The following is a 21,908-nucleotide window of genomic DNA, read 5'->3' on the forward strand; positions in this document are numbered from 1 at the left end:
CTTATCTTTTTTTATACCGGTATCTGAATAAAATTTCCTTCTGTCGGTTTCTGAAAATAAAACTCCGCTTTTTTAGAATACAAACTGATTACTCCGGCCAACTGACTTACATTTATGTTTATATTATTGTTGATGTGAATCATGTATTTGCTCACACGATCCTCATTGTGTAATTTTTTTCTAAGGTTGATGAATAAAACTATATCATCGTTGGTGCTCCACGGCATGGTACTATAGTAGTTGCACATGGTGCTGTTTACCCAGTTTCCGTTGGTCCAGTCTCCTCCAATATAAATATCGGTAACTCTTGTATCGGCAGCGCGAAGAGCACGTGCAATTTCACGTAATTCGCGTCCCACACTTTTATTTACATCTACACTTGGAATATTCTCGAACTGTTCAAAATTGTCAATAAATCTGCGGTAGTTAGCGATAGCGGTATGACGGATTAAACGTTTTTTAAGGATCTCCCATTTTCTCCAGTCTTCATCAAATCTTCCAAAGTCGTCATCATCCTTATTGATCGGATCATAGTTGCTGTGAATTTTTCTATAGATGTTTTGATTGTGTGCATTAAGAACCGAGCAGGTGATACCTTCGGCACGATAGATTCTGCCATTTCTGGTCACTCCGGTTTCTGTAAATTTATAGACAGGACTGGTCGATTTTTGCGTGATGTCCTGAACTTCAAATTCAAATTTATCTTTGTCCAATTTCATGATTTTGAGTTTCTTTTGTTCTTCAATAAAATCAAACAAAAGACCTGTCGGGAATTGAGTGTTGAGTGTTTGCATGACCACATGAAGTCTGCGTAAAAACACATCGGTCAACGGAATTCTGACGATGACCGGAGCGGTGATTAAATTCACCCCGTTGATGCTGTACTTTCTCACATTAAGAATATAATGCGTTGGCATTGCCTTGATGTTACTTGGTGTTCCTTTAAGGCTTCGCGATAAATTATTGATGTATTTTAAGGAACTGATCCAAGGATACATGCATTCTGTAATGGCGCAACAGCCCAATCCGCTGTCGGGACTTATTTTTCCCTCAATGGCAAAATCGGTTATGAAGGTGGCTCCTGATTTCAGCAGCAATAAAGTTCCTCCTTTTTTTACACCGGCTTTATGCTCAAACGAATAATTGGTGTTGAATAAAACTTTTAGATCGGCCGCATTTTCGACGATGTCCAGGATGTAAAAATCAAAATCCAATCCGTACTCGATTTTCTTTGCATTTAGAAACGTTTTTACATCATCAACGCTATCATTCAGATAACCTTCGATACGGTAAAAATCATAATCGTCTATGCAATACCCCAGCGGTGCTTTGATATAATCGTTGTTCAACAGATTAGTCGTGTGGTAACTGAAATTGGTTTGATGAATATAAAGATTGCTTTTTTCAAAATCCCAGGCATGCAATAAATTGTCATCAACATTATAATAGTAAGGAACCGATTTAGCTCCTAATTTACCCATTGTTTTAGAAGGGGTAATTTTAATACTATTAGCAGTTACCAGATAATTATCTAAAATGCCTTTAAGTCTTCGCACCAAAGAGTCAAAATTGCTGAATGTTTTATTCTGATCTAAAAGAGACGCTTTGTAAAATTGATGTCTGTAATTTTTAAAACGACTGTTATCGGTTACCACTCCCAGCAATAAATGTTTTGGAAATGAAGTAATAGATGGATTACATTCCGATTTGAGTTGTATGAAAAGGTCTTTCAATTCTTTGTAAGTCGCCACGATATCTTTTAATAAATCGTATCGATAATGAATGTCTGCCGGGATATTGTTCGGGTCAATTGTAAATAAAATATTGATGCGGTTAACAATACTTAAAAGCGGAGCTGCATAACCAAAGGACGAAAGAACAGTACTTAAATTGGCAATTAAGTCAATTCGGAACGAATTATCATTGACCACCGTATTAAAAAGTTGTTTGATCTGATTGGTTGTTGAGGTACTGTTGAAGGTTGGGATTACTTTTTTGACTCCCAATTCATCAAGCTGACTGTATTTTTGAAAAACGTCATATTTATTGTAAAGACTGTCTTTTTCCGGAAAACCATTTTTACCAATAATGCTATTGGCATTTGCCTGACTCACTACCAGAACTCTGATATTGAAAATTTCTTCCCCACCTTTATTGGAACAATCAATTTCATCACACAAAGAGGCATCTTTGGTATAATTTTCAAGATACAGTATTACAACATGATCTTTTAAATTAACAAAACTGGTTAATAAAGATTCCCCGCTTTCCAAAGGAGTTCCGAGTGGTTTCTCAGGCAGTAATTCCCACATCGGCAGGATCACATTGTTGATGTCTTTAAAAGGAAGGTACTTGCCTTTATCATTATCAAACAATCGGTAGGATTTGTAATCGATCTTGGCAAAATCAACGGTAAACAATTTTTGTTTAAGGAGAATGGACAATGGTTTGTCTGTCTCTTTTTTTAATTTTATCAAATCCCCGTCTGTCGTAATTCCGGTTCCTTGTGTTATGGTTACGGTAGAATAGTCGGCATTGGCAGAAAGCTGAAAGCCACAAACAATTCCTGTACCCGTAAGAGAGATTCTATCCAATCGATTTTGGTCATCAAAATAATCAATAGTTTCATTGAGCTGATAGTGGGTTAACACCTGATCTTCTACATAACTATGATAATGCCCTGTAATGGTAGTAAGTTTTGTTGCCATGACCTTGTATTTTTATAATGTTCCTAAATTTGTTCTTCCTAAAACTATTTTTCCTGAAATTTCTTCCTCTTCGTCGACACAATTGTACAAGGTGCCTGTTGGATAAATAGAATTTAAATTTGATAATGTTTTGATGAAGTCCGGCAAAGCATCTTGTTTGTTTTGCGTTTTATCGGTCAGGAATTTTTTGAAATCCTCTTCAAAATCTATCAAGTCATTGTTTTTTGGGGTGATATGGTCTTTTCGATATCCGATCCAGCAGATTTTACCCAAAATGTGGGACGGAATTTCTTGCCGGATTACGTTTTCGGCAAAATTCCTAAAGTCAACATCTGCAAAACGATAGGTATAACCGGGTAAAACCACACTGATTTTAAACGAATACGGATTGGGTACACAGCAATCCTCCGAACAATCTTCTATGCAAATCGGCATATAATAACTTTCGTCAATTACTTTGTCGGGGTCGGGAACCAGCAGTATATGTTCTACCAGAAAAATGCCCTCATCGCTGAATTCTTCTTTAAAGAAAGTCAGTAAATCAATCATCGCTTCTTTTACATCCTCTAAAGTCAGATGCAATTTGTACTGACGGGCTATGATTCGATCCGGATTGTTGAGATCGTTGACAAACTCCGGATTGATGATGTGAAACGAATATTTATGCGTATTGGATTCAATCACTTCAAAAGTATTCATTACGGTATCTTTAAAAGGAATTCCGTTGTCTCTGTCTTTTATAAGAGCATCAAACGCGTGCTCGATTTCTTTTTCAGTGGTTTCGTAGATTTTCAGGATGGCAAGATACATTTCCTTAATGGCAGTCGATTGATTCGGGTAATCTTCGGTTGCGGTTAGCAGTATGTTGGTCGCACTGTTTCTGATTCTCCATCTAAAAAGATTCGGAAGCACAGCAGGACTCGGATCATAGATTTGAACAAATAAATTAGAGATATTTTTTCTTTTGATTCCTCTTTTGCTTGTATACGGATTTTGATCGCCTTTAATTCCTAACAAACCCGCAATTCGGTTTTCCAATCCCGTTACATTAAACGTATTCCACAGATTAGACACAGGCTGATTGAAGTAATTAAACCCGCTTCCTCGTTGGCTGCTTATGGTGTTATAATTGATTAGAAAATCAGCTTTGTTTTGCAGTACAATTTCATCAGAAGCAGCACCGTATAATGATTTCATTAAAAAGGCATATTCTGCAAATCGTTCTGCAAATCGTGCAATAAGATGGTCTTTTATTTCATTTTGTCTTTGCACAGCATCGTCCAGATGACCAAATAACAATTCGTCCAGTTTTTCTTCGCTTGAATTCAGATAGGTATTGTTTACGATTTCGTTAAAACCCGTCATATCTGAAATGGGCTGCGTAAAATAGGTATTTGGCAGATTGTTGCTGATAGAAAGCAATTCTTTGATGTTACTCAAATGTTTGAAATAACTGGCCAGAATCTGATCAAAAAACAGCAGATATCCTTTAAGTTGTTTGGCTTTGGCTTTTCGTTCCGCACTGGCAGATTCCGACAAACCAATTTCGCCAATACCATAATTTTCAGGAAAGTTATTGGTAACACTGGTATAAAAATCAGATTCTACAATTCGGCCTTGCGGTATTTTTAGTTCCCTGTTTTTAGCCGCCTTTTGTTGGGAATAGGCAAGGTCTTCTTTTAATTCGTCTAAGTACTTTTTGGCTTTTACTTTGTTGACTGTAACAGGTAAAACTCCTTTGCTGAAGTTTAGCGTGCTTTTAGAACAAAGACTTGGTTTTTTATTGGTCGGAATGCAGATGTTCCAAACGCTTCCTTCTGCTTCTATAGCATCACAATTGTTCAATGAGATGTCTTTAATTACCGCTACCCCTTCTACATTCATGATGATTTGCATAATGTCTGAAAGGCGTACTTCTGTTTTTAAAGACGAGTTTTCTAATTCTGTGGTATCAATAAATCCGTTATTCAGAAAAGGGCCCTCATAGATTTCATCACTTGAATAACCTTTCTCAAACATTTCGGCTAACGAATAATATCTGATGGTTGGGGATAAGTATTTTTCGAGTTCTAAAGTAATTGCGGCATGAACATATTCTTCATTGGCTTCGGGAATAATTTCAATTAAAGCACAAACCGCTATAGGCTGAATTTCTACTTCACGTACTTCTAAAATATCTTCACAAAGGTTTCTGTTCTCGTGAAATTTTTCGATTATTTTAGCTTTAAGCAGCTTTTTCTCGGCAACCGTACTTTCTTCAAAATCAACCAGTATATTGTAGTATCCTTTGATTTCAGATTCTTTAATAAAAGTAGGCAAGGTATCTGCGAAGTCTTCTTTTTTGAGCGAAATCTTTCCCTTTTTACAATTGATAAATAACTTTTTGGTCGTTTTTTGAAGCCAGCAATTTTTGATTTTTGCGGGTTCAATATCAATTATAATTTTGCGGTAATCAAGAGTTGTAACTGCTTGTGTTGGCAAAATTTCGGCAGCGGTAAAAAACTGTTCGTCGATTGGGGTGGAATTATTGCTTAACAAATCTTCGATCGGCAAATTGATTCTCATACCCAAATCGGTAATCGCATAACAAAGGACTTCCAGAATCGTAATTCCGGGATCATGCGTATTGTAGTCGGTCCAAAATTGGCTTCCTAACGATTCAATATACTCGATTCCCTTTTTTCGAAGGAAGTCAAAACTCATGTCATCATTGGAACTGACGTTTTTCGGGATGCTGATATGTTGGTTTACAGTTGACATTCTTCTTTGTTTTCTATGGTGTTAACAGTACATTGTTTGATGTCGGTGCTGATGAAATGACTTTTTGCTGAAACTAAAATCGATTTCGGATTGGATGGAACCGCGACTTTATCTGACAGGGCGCCATTCTTTAATAGTTTTACATCTTGCAGATAATCAACATAACCTAACTTTTCGATGTAATTAATGAGCAAACTCGAGTGAATACTGACTCCAAATGTGATCGGACTATTTTTGTCGAGTGCCCAAGGCGATAAAAATTTGATTATATCGGTATTGAGTTGTTGTGAGTAGAAATTCTCATCAAAACCGGGTTTGAATTTTACTTTTAAATCAACCTTAACTTCTTCATAATTTGGATTAATGACAAAAGTAGTTACGTGCAACGAGTTCAATTGATCGATATGTTTTTTGACCTTGTTAAGGGTCGCCGTACTTACTCGGGGTTGATAAATATCGAATACGTTTTTGTTTACCGTGTCCGGAATCACAACCAAAGTCACATTGCCGGGCGATTGGTAGGAATTTTCAGAAGTATGATTCAGGCATTTTACCTTATATAATTCCGGAAATTTTTGCAGTACGATATGCTCGTAATCCCACATGGTAATCGCTCTGTTTTTGTGACGAAGGCGTTCGCTTATTCTTCTGTAATACTCTTCGTTAGATTCTTCGGGTTTGTGATCAAAACTGTTGTACGGTTGTGTTACCGATTTTACATTACTCAGTCTTTGGATTAGTTTGGAAATAGTTTCGGCTTCTAATCCGGTTTTGAGATGTGACAGTTCATTGGAATTGTTTTGAAAAGTAGCCAAAACGGCTTGCGAATGAATGCCGATCATTTTACAAACGACATCGTATTTTTTATGCATTTTGGCTTTGAGCCAGATATAATTTTTAGGAAGTCTGGTATTGTTTTGAGTGGCTTCTTTGGGTAAGCTGAATTTCAGGATGCCCGATTGCAATAAGTTATCGGTTTCATTCAATAAAATATCAGAATAGTTAAGCGTACGCCATTCATTATTCCCCAAAACGGACCATTCTATTTTCTGTTTTGCGGTGAAGGAGGGGGTTAAGGTATTCTCGCTTCCTTCCAATACCTGAAAAAGCAAGGTGATTTGCTGTAATTCCTGTACATTTTCCAGACCAATAAACAATTCCCCACCTTTGCAATAGGTAGGAAGCAAATACGAATTTTTGTTTTCTACATAATCTAAAGTCGATTTTAGATAAGAGTGTTCTTCTGCATGTCCGAAAGGATGTATATGAAATAATTTGGCTTTGTTTGTGGTATAAACCTGTTCAATAGTTTGTGTTCCCGAGGCGATAAAACGAGTCGTTTCTGAAGCCGTATAATTCAGAACAAAACGCTCCACCATTGGGGTGTAAGGCGCATTTGGAATTCCGACCGTTTTGATGTCATTGGAAATGGCCAAGGCGTAGGTTTTTGCATATAAGTCATGCAAAAAAGAATTCGTTAAGGTCAATTTTAATTGTCCGTTTTTCTCGGTAATGTAACTTGCATTGTTAAACGTGAAGGTGGTTCTAATGGGTGTAATTTCATTAAATAAAACCGCGTCTAATCCGTTATTTTTCCAAATGTTATTGGTTAAAACGGAAAGGCTGTATTTAAAATAATTCTTATCCGCTACAATGTCAACGACATCTCCTGTTGGGGCTGCAATAGCATCATTTGTGGCAAAATTGACACGGTTAATCACTTTGTAGTTGCTTTTTTTATATCCTTTATAATGATCTTTAAAGTTTTCAGGTGTATTTTTCCAAAAAATTTCAGTGTTGATTGCATTCCAGTTTTTTGTAAAAGCCTCGTCGTATTTGATGTAAAAATTCGAACCTATAACAGGTTGTGTTGAGAAAGGGAAGAAGGGTTTTACCGCATTGATAGTACCCATATCGTTTTCTAAAACAGCGTTCTGAATGTTTTGTACATCTATGTTTATCGTGATAGTTTCTAATTTGTTTTGGGCTAATGATTTGTAAAGATCATAGCCACCGGCTTCTGTTGTATCGAGATAGAATTTGGCAAGAGGCAAATCCGTAGCAAATTCTTCGCCGTGTACTTTGGGGTTATAACCCGTAATGGCGTCTGCATTTTCATCGAGCACAAAAGCAATTTTCATGATTTTTCCGTTAACGGAAGTATTGAAAGGTTCCCCAACTTTAATGGGGGCTATCTCTGAAATTTCAGCCACTTCAAACCATTTTTTGGCGGTGGTTAACTGCAGGCTTAAACAAGCTCTCAGGGCAGCAGAAGTGATATTAGTGATGTTGTTTTGAAAGGTAAAGCTGATCTGTACGGTTCGTTTTCCTTCGGCTAATGAAAAAATAGGAGAGGCAACGGCAAAACCCAGCGTAACATCAGGTAATTCTGTTGGGAAACTGTCGTCTTTCACATAACCAAAAGGCCACCATTGGGTGTTGTTTTTATCGGGAAATGCTTTTCCTAAACCATCATAAGAATTAGCAACCGGACTGGCTACTATTTTTTTGGAAAGGACGTCGTTATAAATGTTTTTCAATGAAGAAACAACTGTTTTATTGGCAATCAATTCGTTGTTTGAAGAATAAGTTCTGGTTTTTCCGATTGCATCTTTGCCACCATCGAAGCCTGTTTTGGCGTCAATTTTTTCCTGAACCGCATTTTTGGCTAATTCAAAAACAAGATACACCTTGTCCGGTGTCGCAGGGAGTTTGTCAATATGTAAAACTTGATTGTAATAAAAATCAAGATGGCGTTTGGTGAGGTTGTTGTATCTTTTTTTGCTGTTTTCCAACAACATCAAAAAAGTAATAAACAAAGTCAAATGCGGGGTAATAGCAAACTCTTGTTTTTGTTCCGTAATCAGATCAACGAGTTCTTTTTTAATCCGATCCAGTAACAATTGATTTTCTATGGATGGATTTTTTCCCGTTAATTTAAAAAAGTCGAAAAAAGGTTTCCAATCACCTGATGGGGTTTTGGGATTAGCCGTTTCGAAATAATTTACATACTCAGAAAAATTATAAGCAAATAAAACCCAGTCGGTCAGTTCGAAATCGTTAAGACGAATGTTTTCAGGTTGCAGCGCATTGATATAGCGTTGCTTTTGGTCGCTGCCATTCGAAGTCAAAACACTCACTATATTGGTACAATTACTCATCTTCTAACAATTTATAAATCGGTTCCTTCTTGTTTGTAAAATGGATACACCATATTTATTCTCGAATTGGTGGCGCGTACTATAAAATCAATCAGTACCAATAATTCGCCATTCAAATCGTCGCCTTTTGTAATGTCAATTTTTTCAACGTCAATTCTTGGTTCGTGATAGAGGATGGCCGTTCTAATTAATTCAGAAACAAACGTTTTTAAGGTTTGGTTCAATGGATTAAACAGCAACTCATCCATATTACAGCCGTATTTGGGTTGCATGATGCGTTCGCCAATTTTGGTTGAAAGCAAAATCTCCAGGCTGCTTTTGATGTCGTTTTCATCAGTGAGCATGGTGACTGTTTTGCTGCCTGCATTAAATTCAGGAGGGAAACTCCATCCAATACCTAAAAAATCTTGTTCCGTTTCCATAATTAACCAATTAAAACCGTTGCTAATCCGGCTACTATTGTGCCGCCATGTGCGGTTGAATCTCCCATTCGTGCGGCGGGTTTGCCTCCAATTAAAACCGTTGCAGAGCCTGCAACGATACTGTCCGGTGGTCCCGTACAAGTGGCCATGTCGCCTACACATGCTGCGGGAACTCCACCAATTAATACGGTTGGTGAACCCGGGGGTAAAATCGGACCACCCACATGAGGAACCGTTGCGGTAACCATTGGGCAAACATGCATATCTGAAATTCTGGCGGCTGGTGCTCCCATAATTTTAATTTATTTGTACGATACTTCCTTTTACAATCGCAACGGCGCTCGATGACATTTCGGCCCCTGCGCTTCCTTCTGCTTTGTATTGTGCTTTTGCTTTTAAGGAAACATTTGCGCCTTCAATCGTTACATCGCCGGTGGCGATTAACTCAATGTTTCCGGCACTTTCCATTTTTATTCCTTTACTATCAATGGTGATTACGTTTGAATTTTCATCTTCAATTATAATCACGCCTTTGTCTTCATCGAGTGTGATCTTTTTGCCGGCAGGGGTTTCAATTCCGATGGATTTTTTTTCATCGTCAAATAAAACCTTCATTTCGCTTCGGGTTACAATTCCTTTTTGGTGGTTGTCATCGGAAGCCACAATTGGAGCGGGTTTTCCGCTGCTGTGAAGCATTCCTAATACGATGGCATTGTTCGGGTCTTCGTTGACAAATCCAATAATGACTTCGTCTTCTATTTCAGGTCTGAAAAAAACACCTCTGTTTTCCCCCGCATCCGGTGAAGCTACCCGGCACCAAATGCCTTGTTCTTCGTTATTGATGATGGGGATTTTTACCAAAATGCGATCTTCACCATTGGGATCACTCTCTAATTGGGTGACAATTCCAACATGCAGTCCTTTTATGGCGGGGATGATTCCTGAGCCGGTTGGTGTATGAATGTCGAACGTTTCAGAAAACCACTCCGGATTTAGTCCGAATTGGGCATCGATTGTCCAGTTTCCTTCTGACAATTCATGAAAAACACCTGTGACATAGGCATCACCGTTAAAGCGATCTCCAACACCTTCCAGCGTAATTATGGTATTCGGTTTTACGGCAGGAATGCCTTGAAATTTAACTCTTCCACGGATTTTAGATAATTGTTGAAACAATAATTTAGCATCGGCCCAATCCTGGAGTTCTGCTTCGGTAATGGTACCGCCGTGACGTAATTCAAGGTTTTCAAGCTTGATAATTTCAGACAGATCAGAAGCCGAAAGATTGCCGTTCAAACTTACGCTTGGGTCATTGGCTTCAATTTCAACTAACTCCTGATTGGTATAATCCCAACTGTAGGAGGACACTTTGGCAAATTGATTTCGGGCATCGATTTCGGCGTCAAAATCAAGTAAAGTAGCTCCAAAAGTGATCGTTTCAACAGACGAACCTGTTACATCAGGTTTGCTGATGGTAATTTTTCCGTTCTCAACAAAACAAAGTTTGCCATTGGCTTGTGCTCTCGAAACAATAAAATCCCAGTCGGAGGTATTGTATTGAACGAGTTCTTTATGACTGAAATTAGTCGCTTCAACGTCTTTTTCCAGGCCGTAAAGATCAATAATGCTTTCAAATGCTTCACTGTCTTTTACCTCATAAAAGTATTTGCTTTTTCTTCCAATAGTGAGTTTTACCGCTTCATCTTTGCATTCGATAATCAGCAAAGAAGCACTGCTTTTTATTTTGATAGAATGTTTGATGATGATGCCTTTGTAAATGGTTTCTTCATCACTGTGATAACCGGCATGAATTTCAATTTTTTTGCCCGGAATCAATAGGTCTTCATTGCTCAATTTGAATTCTCTTTCAGAAGCTTCTCCGTCTACCAGAACAATTTGAGCCATAGGAATCCGATTGACTTCATTTTGCACCACTATGCTTTTTACTTGATAGGTTTTAGATAATTCTTCGCCTTCAATTAAAATTTTAAGTGTTACTAAATCGGCACTTTTACTGGTTTGTATGACTCCGCTATTGTTCATTAAGATTGTTTTTGTAAGGGTGGAAAAAATAGTTTTTGCCCTGTTTTTAATTTTCTGAAATTGACAATGTTATTGGCTTTGGCGACTTCGAGATAATACTTAGAATCGCCGTAGATCTGAAAGGACATCAAGGGTAAAGTATCACCTTCTTTTACCGTTCTGTAATGCGTTAAATCGGGTGACTTATTATTTTCTCTTGCGGCTCTTAAATTGTCTTCAACAAAACCTTGAAATTTCACTTTTGCAATTGCTCTGATGGGTGTTCCGTCGGGTTTAAAGAGTTTGAATTCTACATCCATTTCAGTCAAAGCTCCTTTAAAGAGCAATGTTCCCCACGAAATAATCAGGTAATTGGGTTTGTGTTTGTCTCCGTTGTAATTTAAAACCACTTTTTTAAATTTCTCAATGTCATCAATGATGCCATCGTCGGAACTTTCGTAGCCGTTGATTACGCCGGATCGGTCAAAAACAAAATCGAGTTCGAGGTTTTCAGGTAATTTTTTATTGAACTTCGGAGCGATGGTGCTCGTTCCTGAAGCCTGCGTTTTATCGGTTTCGATTTTATAGTGATACGTGTACTTTTCCGGATTCATGAGCGTAGAAAAGGTACCGTCGGAAATTTTGTTGTTAAATTCCGGGTCACTATAGGCAACGACTTTTAGTTTTTCTAATTCTCCTAACATGACTTAGCGTTCTTTTTTACGTTCGATGATTTTCAGTACTTGTTCTACGCATTCGGCTACCGCATCTTCATCGGTACTTTTTGGAGTACTGGGAGAAGTTGCCGGTTTCGATCCTTCGTTCACGTTTATTTTAATGTGAAGCTCTTTTATTTCTATGGGCATAACTAGCTTTTAAGTAAGGTGAAATAATTGTAGGTAAGCTCAAAGTTTTCTACTACAAGCTTACTTTCTTCGGCATTAAAATCTTCCACCGACCATTTTACAGGATAGGCATGAACCACGTTCCATGAAATCAAAGGCTGATGTTCTTGATTCAGCAATTTGATGGTCAGGTTTACGGGTTTGAAAGAAAAGTTTTCTATCGCATCTCTGCACCAATCAATAACAACAGAATCAATCAGTATTCCTCTCTTTAAAGTCAGGTTTGGATATTTTGTCTTTACAGGGAGTTTGTGCTTGAATCTATTTTCTCCACCTTCGGCAATCTCCTCGGTTTCAATGTCAACAGACAAGCCGGAAACAGACTGAAACTGATGGTCTTTTTCTTTCGAACCAAGACCTTCAAATTCAACTAAGAAGTGAAAACCGACAGGTGGATAATAGTTAGCCATGATTAGTCATTTTGAATGGATAAACCTTCGTGCACCAATTCCATAGATTCGATAGCGACTTCGTTTCCGTCAGCTTTCAAATCGGTGGATTGAATTTTAGTTGGCCACGCATTTTTTACTTTCCAGATCAGCACCGGTGCGTGCTCTTCGTTCAGTAATTTGATCGTGATATCTCTTCTTTCGATGGTGTTTAGTTTTACCGTGTTCCACCAGGCGTAATACTCATTGTCGCTTGCAAAGGTTCCTCGTTTCAACGTGATGTTGGAGAATTTTTGCATGCCGGGCATCTTGATCTTACTGTATTCAGGACTTGCTCCTTGGCGGTATTCGATAACTTCAGTTTCTACATCTAATCCGGAAACTTCTGTAAATCCTATTTTTGTTCCACCCCAGTCAACTGAGAAATGAAACTTTGGTAGCGGATAACTCATGATCTATATATTTTTAATGTTGATATTAATTAAGATTCCTGCATTTTGTGAGAGAAACGTAGAATGATAAATTCTGCCGGACGCACTACTGCCATTCCGATTTCGATAATCATTCGGCCTTCCAGAATGTCAATAGCCGACATGGTTTGTCCCAGTCCGATTCTAACATAAAAGGCTTGTTCAGGTTTTGCTCCGGCCAATGCTCCGGCGCGCCATTGAAGAATTAAGAAATTCTCGATCATGGCTCTCACTCTGATCCAGGTATTGGCATCGTTAGGTTCAAATACAAATTGTTCGGATGCTTTTTTGATGGATTCTTCGGCCATATTAAAGAAGCGACGTACCGGAACATAACGCCATTCGTTATCGTTACCTGCCAAGGTTCTTGATCCCCAAACCAAGGTTCCTTTTCCAGTAAAACTTCTGATGGCGTTGATGGATTTACCGGCAACAGTATCAACATTTAGATTGTCCTGAATGGTGTTGGTGATTTTAACAGTAGGTCTTATAACATAGTTCAGACTAACATTTGCAGGTGCTTTCCAAACCCCTCTGTCTTTATCTACTCTGGCATAAATTCCGGCTATAGCAGAACTTGGAGGAAGTGTGATCGGCAGGTTGTAAATTTCTGTTAGAATTTTGTTGTAAGTAGCGTTGTCAATGCTTTCTAAAGTGCTTAATTTTCTTCCGTTTAATTCACCATTATTTAAATCTTTTCCACTAACGGATTTAATAGCATTTATAAGCGCAGGTAAGGCCACGGTAAAACCTGTAAAGCTACTTGTAAGTCCGGTAATGGCTACTTGAGTGGTCAAAGGAGTATAGTTTACCAGTTTTTTTAATTCGGTATCAAAACTTACGGTATCTGTTTGAACAATTTTTAGCAGTTTCGCTGTTGCGTTCTCAGTCTGTATTTTTTTCTTTAATGTTTTTAAGTTTTTATATACAGAATCGATTTTATTGTTCGCCGTAAAAAGCAAGTTAAAGGCCGTCAAAGTACTTGAAATTGTACCTGCAATAACCATATCTTCGTCTGATATTGTACTAATTGCCGCGTTTGCTTCGTCGTTTAGTGCATCTCTCAAAAGGGATAATTCTTCTAAGGTTGCAAGTAAAATATTCAGGTTGTTCAAAAACGTCGTTTTTTTGGTAGCGTCACTGGTAAAACTTACTGCCAGGTTAAAATCGTTCGGACCATTATTGTACATCTGTAAAAACATGTTACTTATTTGACCCGCAATGTTTCCCACAACAGGTTCATTAACCAGTTTATTTACTGTTGCCGCAATTCCGGTAACAGGACTTTCAATAGGTACAAGTGCTGCAGCGATTTTATCATAAGCTTTTGCCGTATAAGAGTAATGTTTTAATATTATTTTGGTAGTATCAAAAGCATAGTCCAATATGGTTTCTAAGTGTGGATAATAAACGGCTCCGTACTTAATAGTGTCTTTTTCAGAACTGATTTTATTTCTTAAATCATCTATATTAGTATCTGTTGGACTTGTTTCATCGTAATTCAAGGTATCAATTAAAGTAAATCGGTCCTGAAGATTTTGGCATTGCGCTAAGGCATTGTTGTACAATCCGTAGAAATCAGTGATTGTTATTGCGGATACTTTTGTGGCGTCCGGAAACAGGATTAATGTGGGTTCATCTATTTTTTCTAATTCTAATAATCCATTGTTCAACGCTACGCTATTGTTGATTGCTATAACAGGACTGTCTGCATCATCCAAATCATTTCCGTAACGACCTACCGATACAATGTAACAAGGACCACCACCATTTGCAAAAAATAGTTGTAAGGAATAGTACATCAAGAAAGGTTGTTTTGAAGTCGGTTGATCCACAATAATAGATCTTGTGTCGCCAGTATCAGTTGAAACATCATTAATGGTAACACTAATGGTTGTTTCTGGTTTTGCAAAGCCGAAAAAGCGTTCGTATTCTAAGAGAGATGTTATTCTTGTCGGTTTCAATTTCAAATCTCCATTAATCTTGTTCGTAGCTTTCTCAGTATAACCAATAAAAGCGGGAATCGCTGTTTCTACCTGGGCAACGGAAGGAGGAAACTTTACGATTTCCTCAACATATACTCCAGGCGTTTTGTAAGTTGTTGCCATAATTGATTTGTTTTTAATTATTAGATAAATATTTCCGAATAGTAATCACCATTGTTTTTTGTTATTGATTTTACGGATGGGTTAGGATAATGGCTGCTGGCCGGTTCCGGAGGCGTAAAATCGGTAAGAGGGTCAATTTCAACAAAACCCGAGTAAGTCAGTGGTTTTGCAGCATTGGTTTCAATTTCAGTTGCTGCTTTGCGGTTGATGTATTTCCAAAGCGTTTTTCGATTGTCAAAATGAATTTTATAGTGCGGACTATTCAATTTGCCCAAATCAATAATATTATCAGGAGCATTGTCGCCTTGCAGCGTCAATGAAACAAGTCCGAAGACATCTTGTTTCTGTGATGGGTGTAGTGTGGCTATTAAATCGACAGTGGTTGCTTCAGATACTAAAAAGGCATTTGAAATTAACTTGTTGTCGTTTATTTTTGGAAGGTATTCAAAAGTAACCGGCTCACTCGCAGGTCTGACGTTGCTGAATAAAAATACTTGATCGAAAGCAAAGTCTAAATCAGTATAATTTTCAAATTGATAGTCGTTTGTGCTTATTAAGAAGTTTAAGTTCACATCAACTGGAGTTGGTATAAAAGGATCCGATTCGTCTGCTTCTTTGACTTTGATGTATACTCTAAAACCTGTTTTGGTTTTTTTGAATACCATTTTGTAGTTTTTGAGTGTCGTATTGGTTTCTAAAGTTGGCGTTATCGTTACAAAGTCATCGGCGCTGTAATTTTGCAGCATTTTTTCTTTGTCAGCGCCTGACATGGCCGCAAAAGTTTCTTCGCCGTTGTTCAGAAAGTAACTGTGAAAAACGGTTACTTCAAATAACAATCCATATGTAAGGTTAAAACTCATGATTGCTCGCTTGTTTTTGTTACACCTTTAATTCTGCTGATCAATTCTCCTTCTCCTTGTGCAATATTGCGCTCAATTTGTATCATGCTGACTTTGTATAAAGCCGATGGAAGCTGTTTGCCGCCTAATGTTCCCCAGATATAGTTCAATTCCTCAAAGGTGGGGGTATAGAGTTCTACTGTGAATCTGAAATTGTCAATATTGGCCATGGCAACATTATTTCTGTTGTAAATAGTGTTGGCTTGTGTGAATAGTTTTTTCCCTTGAAAAAAGGCAATGATTTTCGAAATGTCATTAAGGGAGTTGATGTATTTCGTTCTGTTGGCACTAAAGAGTATGTACAGGTTTAAATTGATAATACTGTTTTTGTATATTGTTTTAGTATTTTCAATAGCGTGATTGGGAACATTTTTTAAAGTAGCTTCCTCGTCCAGATTAATTAACGTAAGCGCTACTTTATCGTCTAAATTTGTCGCTATGGTTTCGTTTTGAGACTCTAAAAAAGCGATATTTTCAGCCACAATTGTTTTCTCCAGCCCAATTTCGTCGAGATAGCTGTTTACTTGTTCTGTAATTATCTGAATAACTTCAAAAATCATCTTGGGATAAAGTTTAAATATTCTATACGTATTACTAATTTGATTGCCTTATACACAAACCTACTTTGCGAGGGTATAATTCCTAATTTCTAACTGTTTAAAAGCAGTATTTGTATGCTCATTTTGAGCTTACTTTTTTAGATATAATCGATATTCAGTTTTTGATTTATTCCCTTATTTTAGGAATCAAATAAGTGTTTTTTTGCTTTTTTCATGACATCCGAATTGTACTAACACTATATAAAATTTGACTAAAAGGGATTAGTTCCAAGGCGTAGATTAAAAAGTAAAAGAGGGGGGTGTAGATTTTACTTTAAAATTGTAATGGTTTGTATGGCTGATAGTTATGTCTAAGTTAGAAAAAAGAAAGGGCATCAAAAAAGGGTATTTTTACCCTTTTTTCGTTTAATTTATTTTTTGTAAAGTATTGATTATTAGGTAATTAGCTGTAATTGCAAATTTTAGCTTTAATTTCTGCAAAAATAAAACCGTCGTATTTTATTACAAACCTTAAAAAATTATAATATAAAAACTATAAAGTGTTCATTTTTAAGTAAGTAGTTGTTCTTAAAATTGCTGGACTTGTTATTTGTAGAAAATTGCTGGGCTATTTTGTGTAAGACATAAAGAAATAAAGAGAAGTGATCTCCTTTGTTAGTTCCCGAAGTATGTCTTTCTTTTTTTGGAGTAGTTTATAAAATCATTCGAATACCATTTTATTTTTTTACAGGCGGGAAATTGTATTGCTGTTTTAATTTTTTTAATGCACAATTAAGATATAAAACGGGTAATTATACTTAGTGTAATGTAGTCTATTTCTTCTACATTTGATTCCTTTAAAACATTTGAGAATCAAATAATGGATACTTTTTTGTTTTAAATAAAGGTGATAAAAGGAATTTTATAGAGGGATCAGGCATGTTTAAATAAAAGCGGATGTTCTAAAAATGTAAAAAACGATTTTATACTGCCATTTCGGTTTCCTGCGGATAAGAATCCGGTACTCATACCTATTTTTCAATTTAAACTTTTGTGTCCTTGTATTTTTATGAGGAAATACAAGTCCTGTTAGCTTTATTTTCAGGATATGTTTTTTTAGCGATCAGGTAAAAAAAAGGAGACCGGATGAGGTTGATAGTTTACAGATTCTTATAAAAATGTAAAACATAAAAATAGAGAGGTCTTCAAAAAAGCAAAACGAAGAGATCCCTAATCGACAGACAAATACAACTTTTAATTTAGAATATAAAAAGATGAAAGCGAAGAAAGAATTTACAGTTGCAGATTATCTGCTTACTAGACTCAAACAATTAAATGTTACCGAAGTTTTTCAAATTCCGGGGGATTATGTAAAACATTTTACACAAGCCTTAGAAGATTTCAATGGCATCGAAACCATCGGAACGACTAACGAATTAGACGCTTCTTATGCGGCAGATGCTTATGCGCGTACCCGAGGTTTAGGTGCGGTGTCTTTGCAATATGGGGTTAGTACTTTTAGCGCCTTGAATGCGATTGCAGGCGCGTATGTAGAGCGTAGTCCCGTTGTTGTAATTAGCGCCACTCCCGGATCAGATGCCCGACAAATAGGAAGTATGTACAATGTGCTTTACCACCACTCAACAGGTAACCTCAACGCAGATCAGGAAGTATACGAAAGGGTAACGGTTGCTGCCGAGACTTTAAGCACTTCGGTAGGTGCTCCCGAAAAAATCGATAAACTACTTATTGCAGCACTTACCTATCAACGTCCGGTGTACATAGCCTGTTATAAAGAGGTGTGGGGCGAACCTTGTCCTAAACCACCGGCTAAAAAACTACAGGCCGAAATCATAAAGAGTGAACCGGCGGCACTTGATAATGCTGTTACTCAAGCCTGGACTCAAATTACGCAGGCAAAAAAGCCTATAATTTTGGCAGGTGTAGAGCTCTTGCGACATGATTTAACCAACCAGTTAGAAAAACTTATTAAAGAAAGTGGCATGTTGTACACGACAACGTCACTGGGAAAAACAGTGCTGGATGAGAAAGGAGATAAATTTATTGGAACTTATTCGGATCAGGCCTCAATACCCGAAGTGATTAGCCTTGTTGAAGGATCTGATTGTATACTGTCTTTAGGTACGATCATTACCGATGATTATTTATGGTTGGTAGAAAATAAATTTTCGGACATGATTCAGGCTACTACGCAGGAAATGCGAGTGGGTTATTTTACATACAATGGCGTAACCTTAAAAGACTTTATTGAAGCTTTAACAGAACGTTTTAAACTAGCTGCTGTTTATCCTTTAAAAGTCGTGGCACCACCTCAACCAAAATTTCCGGAGCCGTGGAGATCCAACTCCGATCCGAAATATGATGCAACACCCGAGGTAATAACCTTTAACCGCTTTTTTGAACATACCGTTTCCTTTTTAGAAAAACAGAAAATGCTCGACAAAATTGTGATGACTTATGGTGTAAGTACGTCTATGTATGTGGCCACTAATATTTATGGTTTATCTAAGAACGCTTATATCTCCTCGGCCGCGTGGCAGTGTATTGGTTTTGAAACCGGAGCAGCTTCCGGTGCTCAATTAGGGAGTGGTAAGCAAGCCTGGACTGTAGCGGGTGATGGTGGTTTTATGATGATCGCACAGTCGCTTTCGACTCTTGCGAGATACAATATCAATTCTGTAATTTTTGTAATGAGCAACGGAGTGTATGCGATAGAGCAGGTATATGTAGATATGGATGCGTTTAAACCTGGGCCGTCACATAAGTTTGATGCATTTGATATCCTTCCAAAATGGGATTATCAGGCACTTGCTAAAGCATTTGGAGCAAACAGCTACCGAGCCGAAACGGTTACAGAATTAGACGAAGTGCTTCTTAAACTTAAGAAGAAAACAAATCTTCCGAGTTTAGTAGAAATCGTAATTCCGGAAAAAGATCTCGCCCGACAAATGAAAAGGCTGGGAGAGGAATAAAGACAATTACAAATCAAAAGATTAACAACTATAAAACATACGACAATGACAAAAAAAACATACTCTATTTTTGGAGCAGGTGCAGCCGGGCTCTATACAGCCTGGAGGTTGCTGGACGGAACTTCCAAGCTTAAGAAAAACGAAAAAATGCTTGAAAAAGGCGATGTATTAGAACTTTATGATTGGGGGGAATACGATTTTTCTAAAAAAGATCCGGGGACCAGAGCACCGGGAGCACGTGTTTGTACCTGGCATTATAAAGATAATAAAGACAATTCGTATCTGGAATTGGGCGGTATGAGGTATTCTTACTGGAACGGTACTCCAATGGGAGCCGGGCATCGTGTAGTTACTAAAACCATTGAGAAATTAGACTTAAAAAAAGATTCAATTCCCTTTAATGAATCCGCTGATCCCTTAATGTCTTTGCGTGCTAAGAATATGTATGTCTCTGATGTTAGTTCTAATCAGCCCGCTCCCTATGCGGCAAACAATTATGGTGAAGACGCTCCACCGGATGATGGATTTACAACGATACAATCGGTAGCGATTACACAAGATTCAGGGCCTACAACCAGAAGAGAATGGTGCAAATTTTATGACGAAGGAAGAATCAATATCGAAATGCCGGAGAGTTCGATCTTTAAAAAAGGAGATTTACTAAAAGAAATTGGCTATTGGAATCTGGGTTATGATATGCTTGGACAAGAAGGTTTCGGTTATTTGTCCGATGGTAATGGTTATAGTTCAAACGTAGTAAACAGTAATAGTGCCCAGTCGTTTAATGTCAATGATGAGTTTACACCCGGTACAGAATACAAAACTTTAATAAAAGGATACTCCAGCTTATTTGATGCCTTATTTAATGAAGTTGAAAAATTAGCTAAAAAGAAAGGAATTACACTGAGTTATTTTCCAAATACCAGGCTGCGTTCTATTTTGCATGATAAGTCCAAAGCACATTTTACAACAGCAACACGCAAGGCTCCGGATAAACTTGCAGAAAGTAAAATATGTGATGCTGCGTTTCTTGCTATGCCAAGAGCGGCGATAGAATTAGTAGCTCAGGCCAGCAGATATATCGACAAAGAAGGTTTGGATGTATTAAATCATGAAAAAGTACAACTGTACTTAGAATCCGTAATTATGGAGCCTTCCTATAAAGTAGGGATGTTTTTCAAAACACCATGGTGGAGAGAAACTCCGGAAGGTGGCCCAACTTATCCGGCTAAGCTAACGAGTTACTTTTTAACGGATGAAGGAATAGCGAAATTAAAACAAGAGAAGTTCCCTGCTGAATACCTTAAAAAAATAGCAGAAGCTAAAAGTCCGGAGATTATAGGTAATCCGTTTAACGATAAAGCCAGTTTTGTAGCTGCAGTAGAAAATGCAATTCAAGAGCGTTTAACGTATAAACAGGAAGGTCAAATTTCAGCAGTAGCCGAGTTAGATACCATCGGTCCAAGTATTACCGATATGCCGATCCGACAAGTGGTCTATTTTGGGGATAATGCCTTAAAAGAAAAAGGAGAAAAAGTATATGGTATTTTGGCCAGTTATGATGATATTCTATATACAACATTCTGGAAAGCTTTAGAACTTGGACCAAAAGCAACACGCGAAATTCCGGAGTCCAGAGACCTCCAACCGCTTATAGGACCAAGAACAGCCACACCGGTAATGGTAAAAATGCTTCGCTCACAGCTGGCATCCTTACATTTTGGTCCACAAACCGATTATTCTGCGGTACCGGAACCTTTAGAAACAAAATACATGGACTGGTCGCTGCCTCCTTTTAACGCAGGTTATCATGCCTACAAATCGCATTATGATTTGGGCGATGTGCAAAGAAAGATCAGAAAGCCATCACAGCTTATTCCAAAAACCGATTGTGATATTTTTATCGTTGGCGAGACCTATTCAAATGATCAAGCCTGGGTAGAAGGTGCTTTTTGTACTGCCGAGTCTGTTCTGAATGACTTTTTCGGTATCGAGCCAATTATAAGTGAAGTACACTATCCTTTTATTTGTCCGGAATAATTTACCCGGACAAAATTGTTGAAAGTGTTATCGAAACTTTGAAGGAGATTAAAAAAAGAAAGTCTTCTTCTTTCAAAGATAAAGCAACCAATTTTGCATATGAAAAACCAGTAAGGGAAACTTTACTGGTTTTATTTATTATTACGAGTTTTAAATAGCGATGGGGGGCTAATTTTTATGCGAAGAAACCAAATACGAATAATAAGTGAGAGGAGTAAGAATTAATATCTTTACTAGTGCTAAAACAACTCAAACGGCAATTGACCTGACTAAAATGGATGACGCTGCAAAGAAACAGGCAGAAGAGTGTTTAACTAAGATGATCAAAAATAAAATAATTACTAAACAGCAATATGACTCAATAAAAAAATAGCTTTTTGCTTAATGAGGGCTTGATTTTTATAAAACGTAGGAAATTGTAGCAGAAATATGAATTTTACTTTAGTAGTATATACTTTTATTAGTGAGGTATTTTAGCGCAGATTATATTAA

General features: G+C 37.4%; 16 protein-coding genes. 3 read left to right on the top strand and 13 right to left on the bottom strand.

From position 1 onward, the window contains the following. Positions 1-11 precede the first annotated feature (11 nt). The 13 genes from AB674_RS17535 to AB674_RS17590 are packed head-to-tail and all read right to left on the bottom strand — an operon-like array spanning position 12 to position 16,404. The gene (locus AB674_RS17535) at positions 12-2,708 is read right to left on the bottom strand and encodes a hypothetical protein (protein WP_047778570.1); all 2,697 of its coding nucleotides are present in this window, start codon (positions 2,706-2,708) and stop codon (positions 12-14) included. 12 nt (positions 2,709-2,720) lie between these two features. Further along, positions 2,721-5,468 carry a hypothetical protein gene (locus tag AB674_RS17540; RefSeq protein ID WP_047778571.1) on the bottom strand — a complete coding sequence of 916 codons (2,748 nt, stop codon included), beginning with the start codon at positions 5,466-5,468 and terminating at the stop codon, positions 2,721-2,723. After that, a complete protein-coding gene (locus AB674_RS17545; RefSeq protein WP_047778572.1) occupies positions 5,456-8,629 on the bottom strand; it encodes a baseplate J/gp47 family protein in 3,174 nt (1,057 codons plus the stop codon). The genes AB674_RS17540 and AB674_RS17545 overlap by 13 nt, the downstream gene beginning before the upstream one ends. An 11-nt stretch (positions 8,630-8,640) precedes the next feature. Continuing rightward, the gene (locus tag AB674_RS17550) at positions 8,641-9,051 is read right to left on the bottom strand and encodes a GPW/gp25 family protein (protein ID WP_047778573.1); all 411 of its coding nucleotides are present in this window, start codon (positions 9,049-9,051) and stop codon (positions 8,641-8,643) included. 2 nt (positions 9,052-9,053) lie between these two features. Continuing rightward, positions 9,054-9,344: a PAAR domain-containing protein gene (locus tag AB674_RS17555; RefSeq protein ID WP_047778574.1), complete on the bottom strand. Its 291-nt coding sequence runs from the start codon at positions 9,342-9,344 to the stop codon at positions 9,054-9,056. Between the two features lie 4 nt (positions 9,345-9,348). Beyond that, on the bottom strand, positions 9,349-11,094 hold the full coding sequence (vgrG, locus tag AB674_RS17560; protein ID WP_047778575.1) for a type VI secretion system tip protein VgrG: 1,746 nt from the start codon (positions 11,092-11,094) through the stop codon (positions 9,349-9,351). Next, the gene (locus tag AB674_RS17565; RefSeq protein ID WP_047778576.1) at positions 11,094-11,777 is read right to left on the bottom strand and encodes a CIS tube protein; all 684 of its coding nucleotides are present in this window, start codon (positions 11,775-11,777) and stop codon (positions 11,094-11,096) included. The genes vgrG and AB674_RS17565 overlap by 1 nt, the downstream gene beginning before the upstream one ends. A gap of 3 nt (positions 11,778-11,780) precedes the next feature. Next, positions 11,781-11,939 (bottom strand): DUF5908 family protein, encoded by a 159-nt coding sequence (locus tag AB674_RS22875; protein WP_165579391.1) that lies wholly within the window; start codon positions 11,937-11,939, stop codon positions 11,781-11,783. Positions 11,940-11,941: 2 nt separating this feature from the next. Next, positions 11,942-12,388, bottom strand: coding sequence for a phage tail protein (locus AB674_RS17570; RefSeq protein WP_047778577.1), 447 nt, complete (start codon positions 12,386-12,388; stop codon positions 11,942-11,944). Between the two features lie 2 nt (positions 12,389-12,390). Further along, the gene (locus AB674_RS17575) at positions 12,391-12,819 is read right to left on the bottom strand and encodes a phage tail protein (protein WP_047778578.1); all 429 of its coding nucleotides are present in this window, start codon (positions 12,817-12,819) and stop codon (positions 12,391-12,393) included. Positions 12,820-12,848: 29 nt separating this feature from the next. Further along, positions 12,849-14,945, bottom strand: a complete 2,097-nt coding sequence (locus tag AB674_RS17580) for a phage tail sheath C-terminal domain-containing protein (RefSeq protein ID WP_047778579.1) — start codon at positions 14,943-14,945, stop codon at positions 12,849-12,851. A gap of 20 nt (positions 14,946-14,965) precedes the next feature. Continuing rightward, positions 14,966-15,805 carry a hypothetical protein gene (locus AB674_RS17585; protein ID WP_047778580.1) on the bottom strand — a complete coding sequence of 280 codons (840 nt, stop codon included), beginning with the start codon at positions 15,803-15,805 and terminating at the stop codon, positions 14,966-14,968. Then, a complete protein-coding gene (locus AB674_RS17590) occupies positions 15,802-16,404 on the bottom strand; it encodes a DUF4255 domain-containing protein (protein WP_047778581.1) in 603 nt (200 codons plus the stop codon). The genes AB674_RS17585 and AB674_RS17590 overlap by 4 nt, the downstream gene beginning before the upstream one ends. A gap of 1,253 nt (positions 16,405-17,657) precedes the next feature. Here AB674_RS17590 and AB674_RS17595 point away from each other — a divergent pair. From AB674_RS17595 to AB674_RS22880, 3 genes are all read left to right on the top strand, one after another. Then, entirely contained in the window at positions 17,658-19,376 is a 1,719-nt protein-coding gene (locus AB674_RS17595) for an alpha-keto acid decarboxylase family protein (RefSeq protein ID WP_047778582.1), read from the top strand. Positions 19,377-19,421: 45 nt separating this feature from the next. Next, positions 19,422-21,416: a hypothetical protein gene (locus AB674_RS17600; RefSeq protein WP_047778583.1), complete on the top strand. Its 1,995-nt coding sequence runs from the start codon at positions 19,422-19,424 to the stop codon at positions 21,414-21,416. Positions 21,417-21,621: 205 nt separating this feature from the next. Then, positions 21,622-21,789, top strand: a complete 168-nt coding sequence (locus tag AB674_RS22880; RefSeq protein ID WP_165579392.1) for a hypothetical protein — start codon at positions 21,622-21,624, stop codon at positions 21,787-21,789. Positions 21,790-21,908: the final 119 nt, after the last annotated feature.

This window comes from Flavobacterium sp. ABG (assembly GCF_001027725.1).
In the GTDB taxonomy this organism is placed as follows: Bacteria; Bacteroidota; Bacteroidia; order Flavobacteriales; family Flavobacteriaceae; genus Flavobacterium; species Flavobacterium cupriresistens.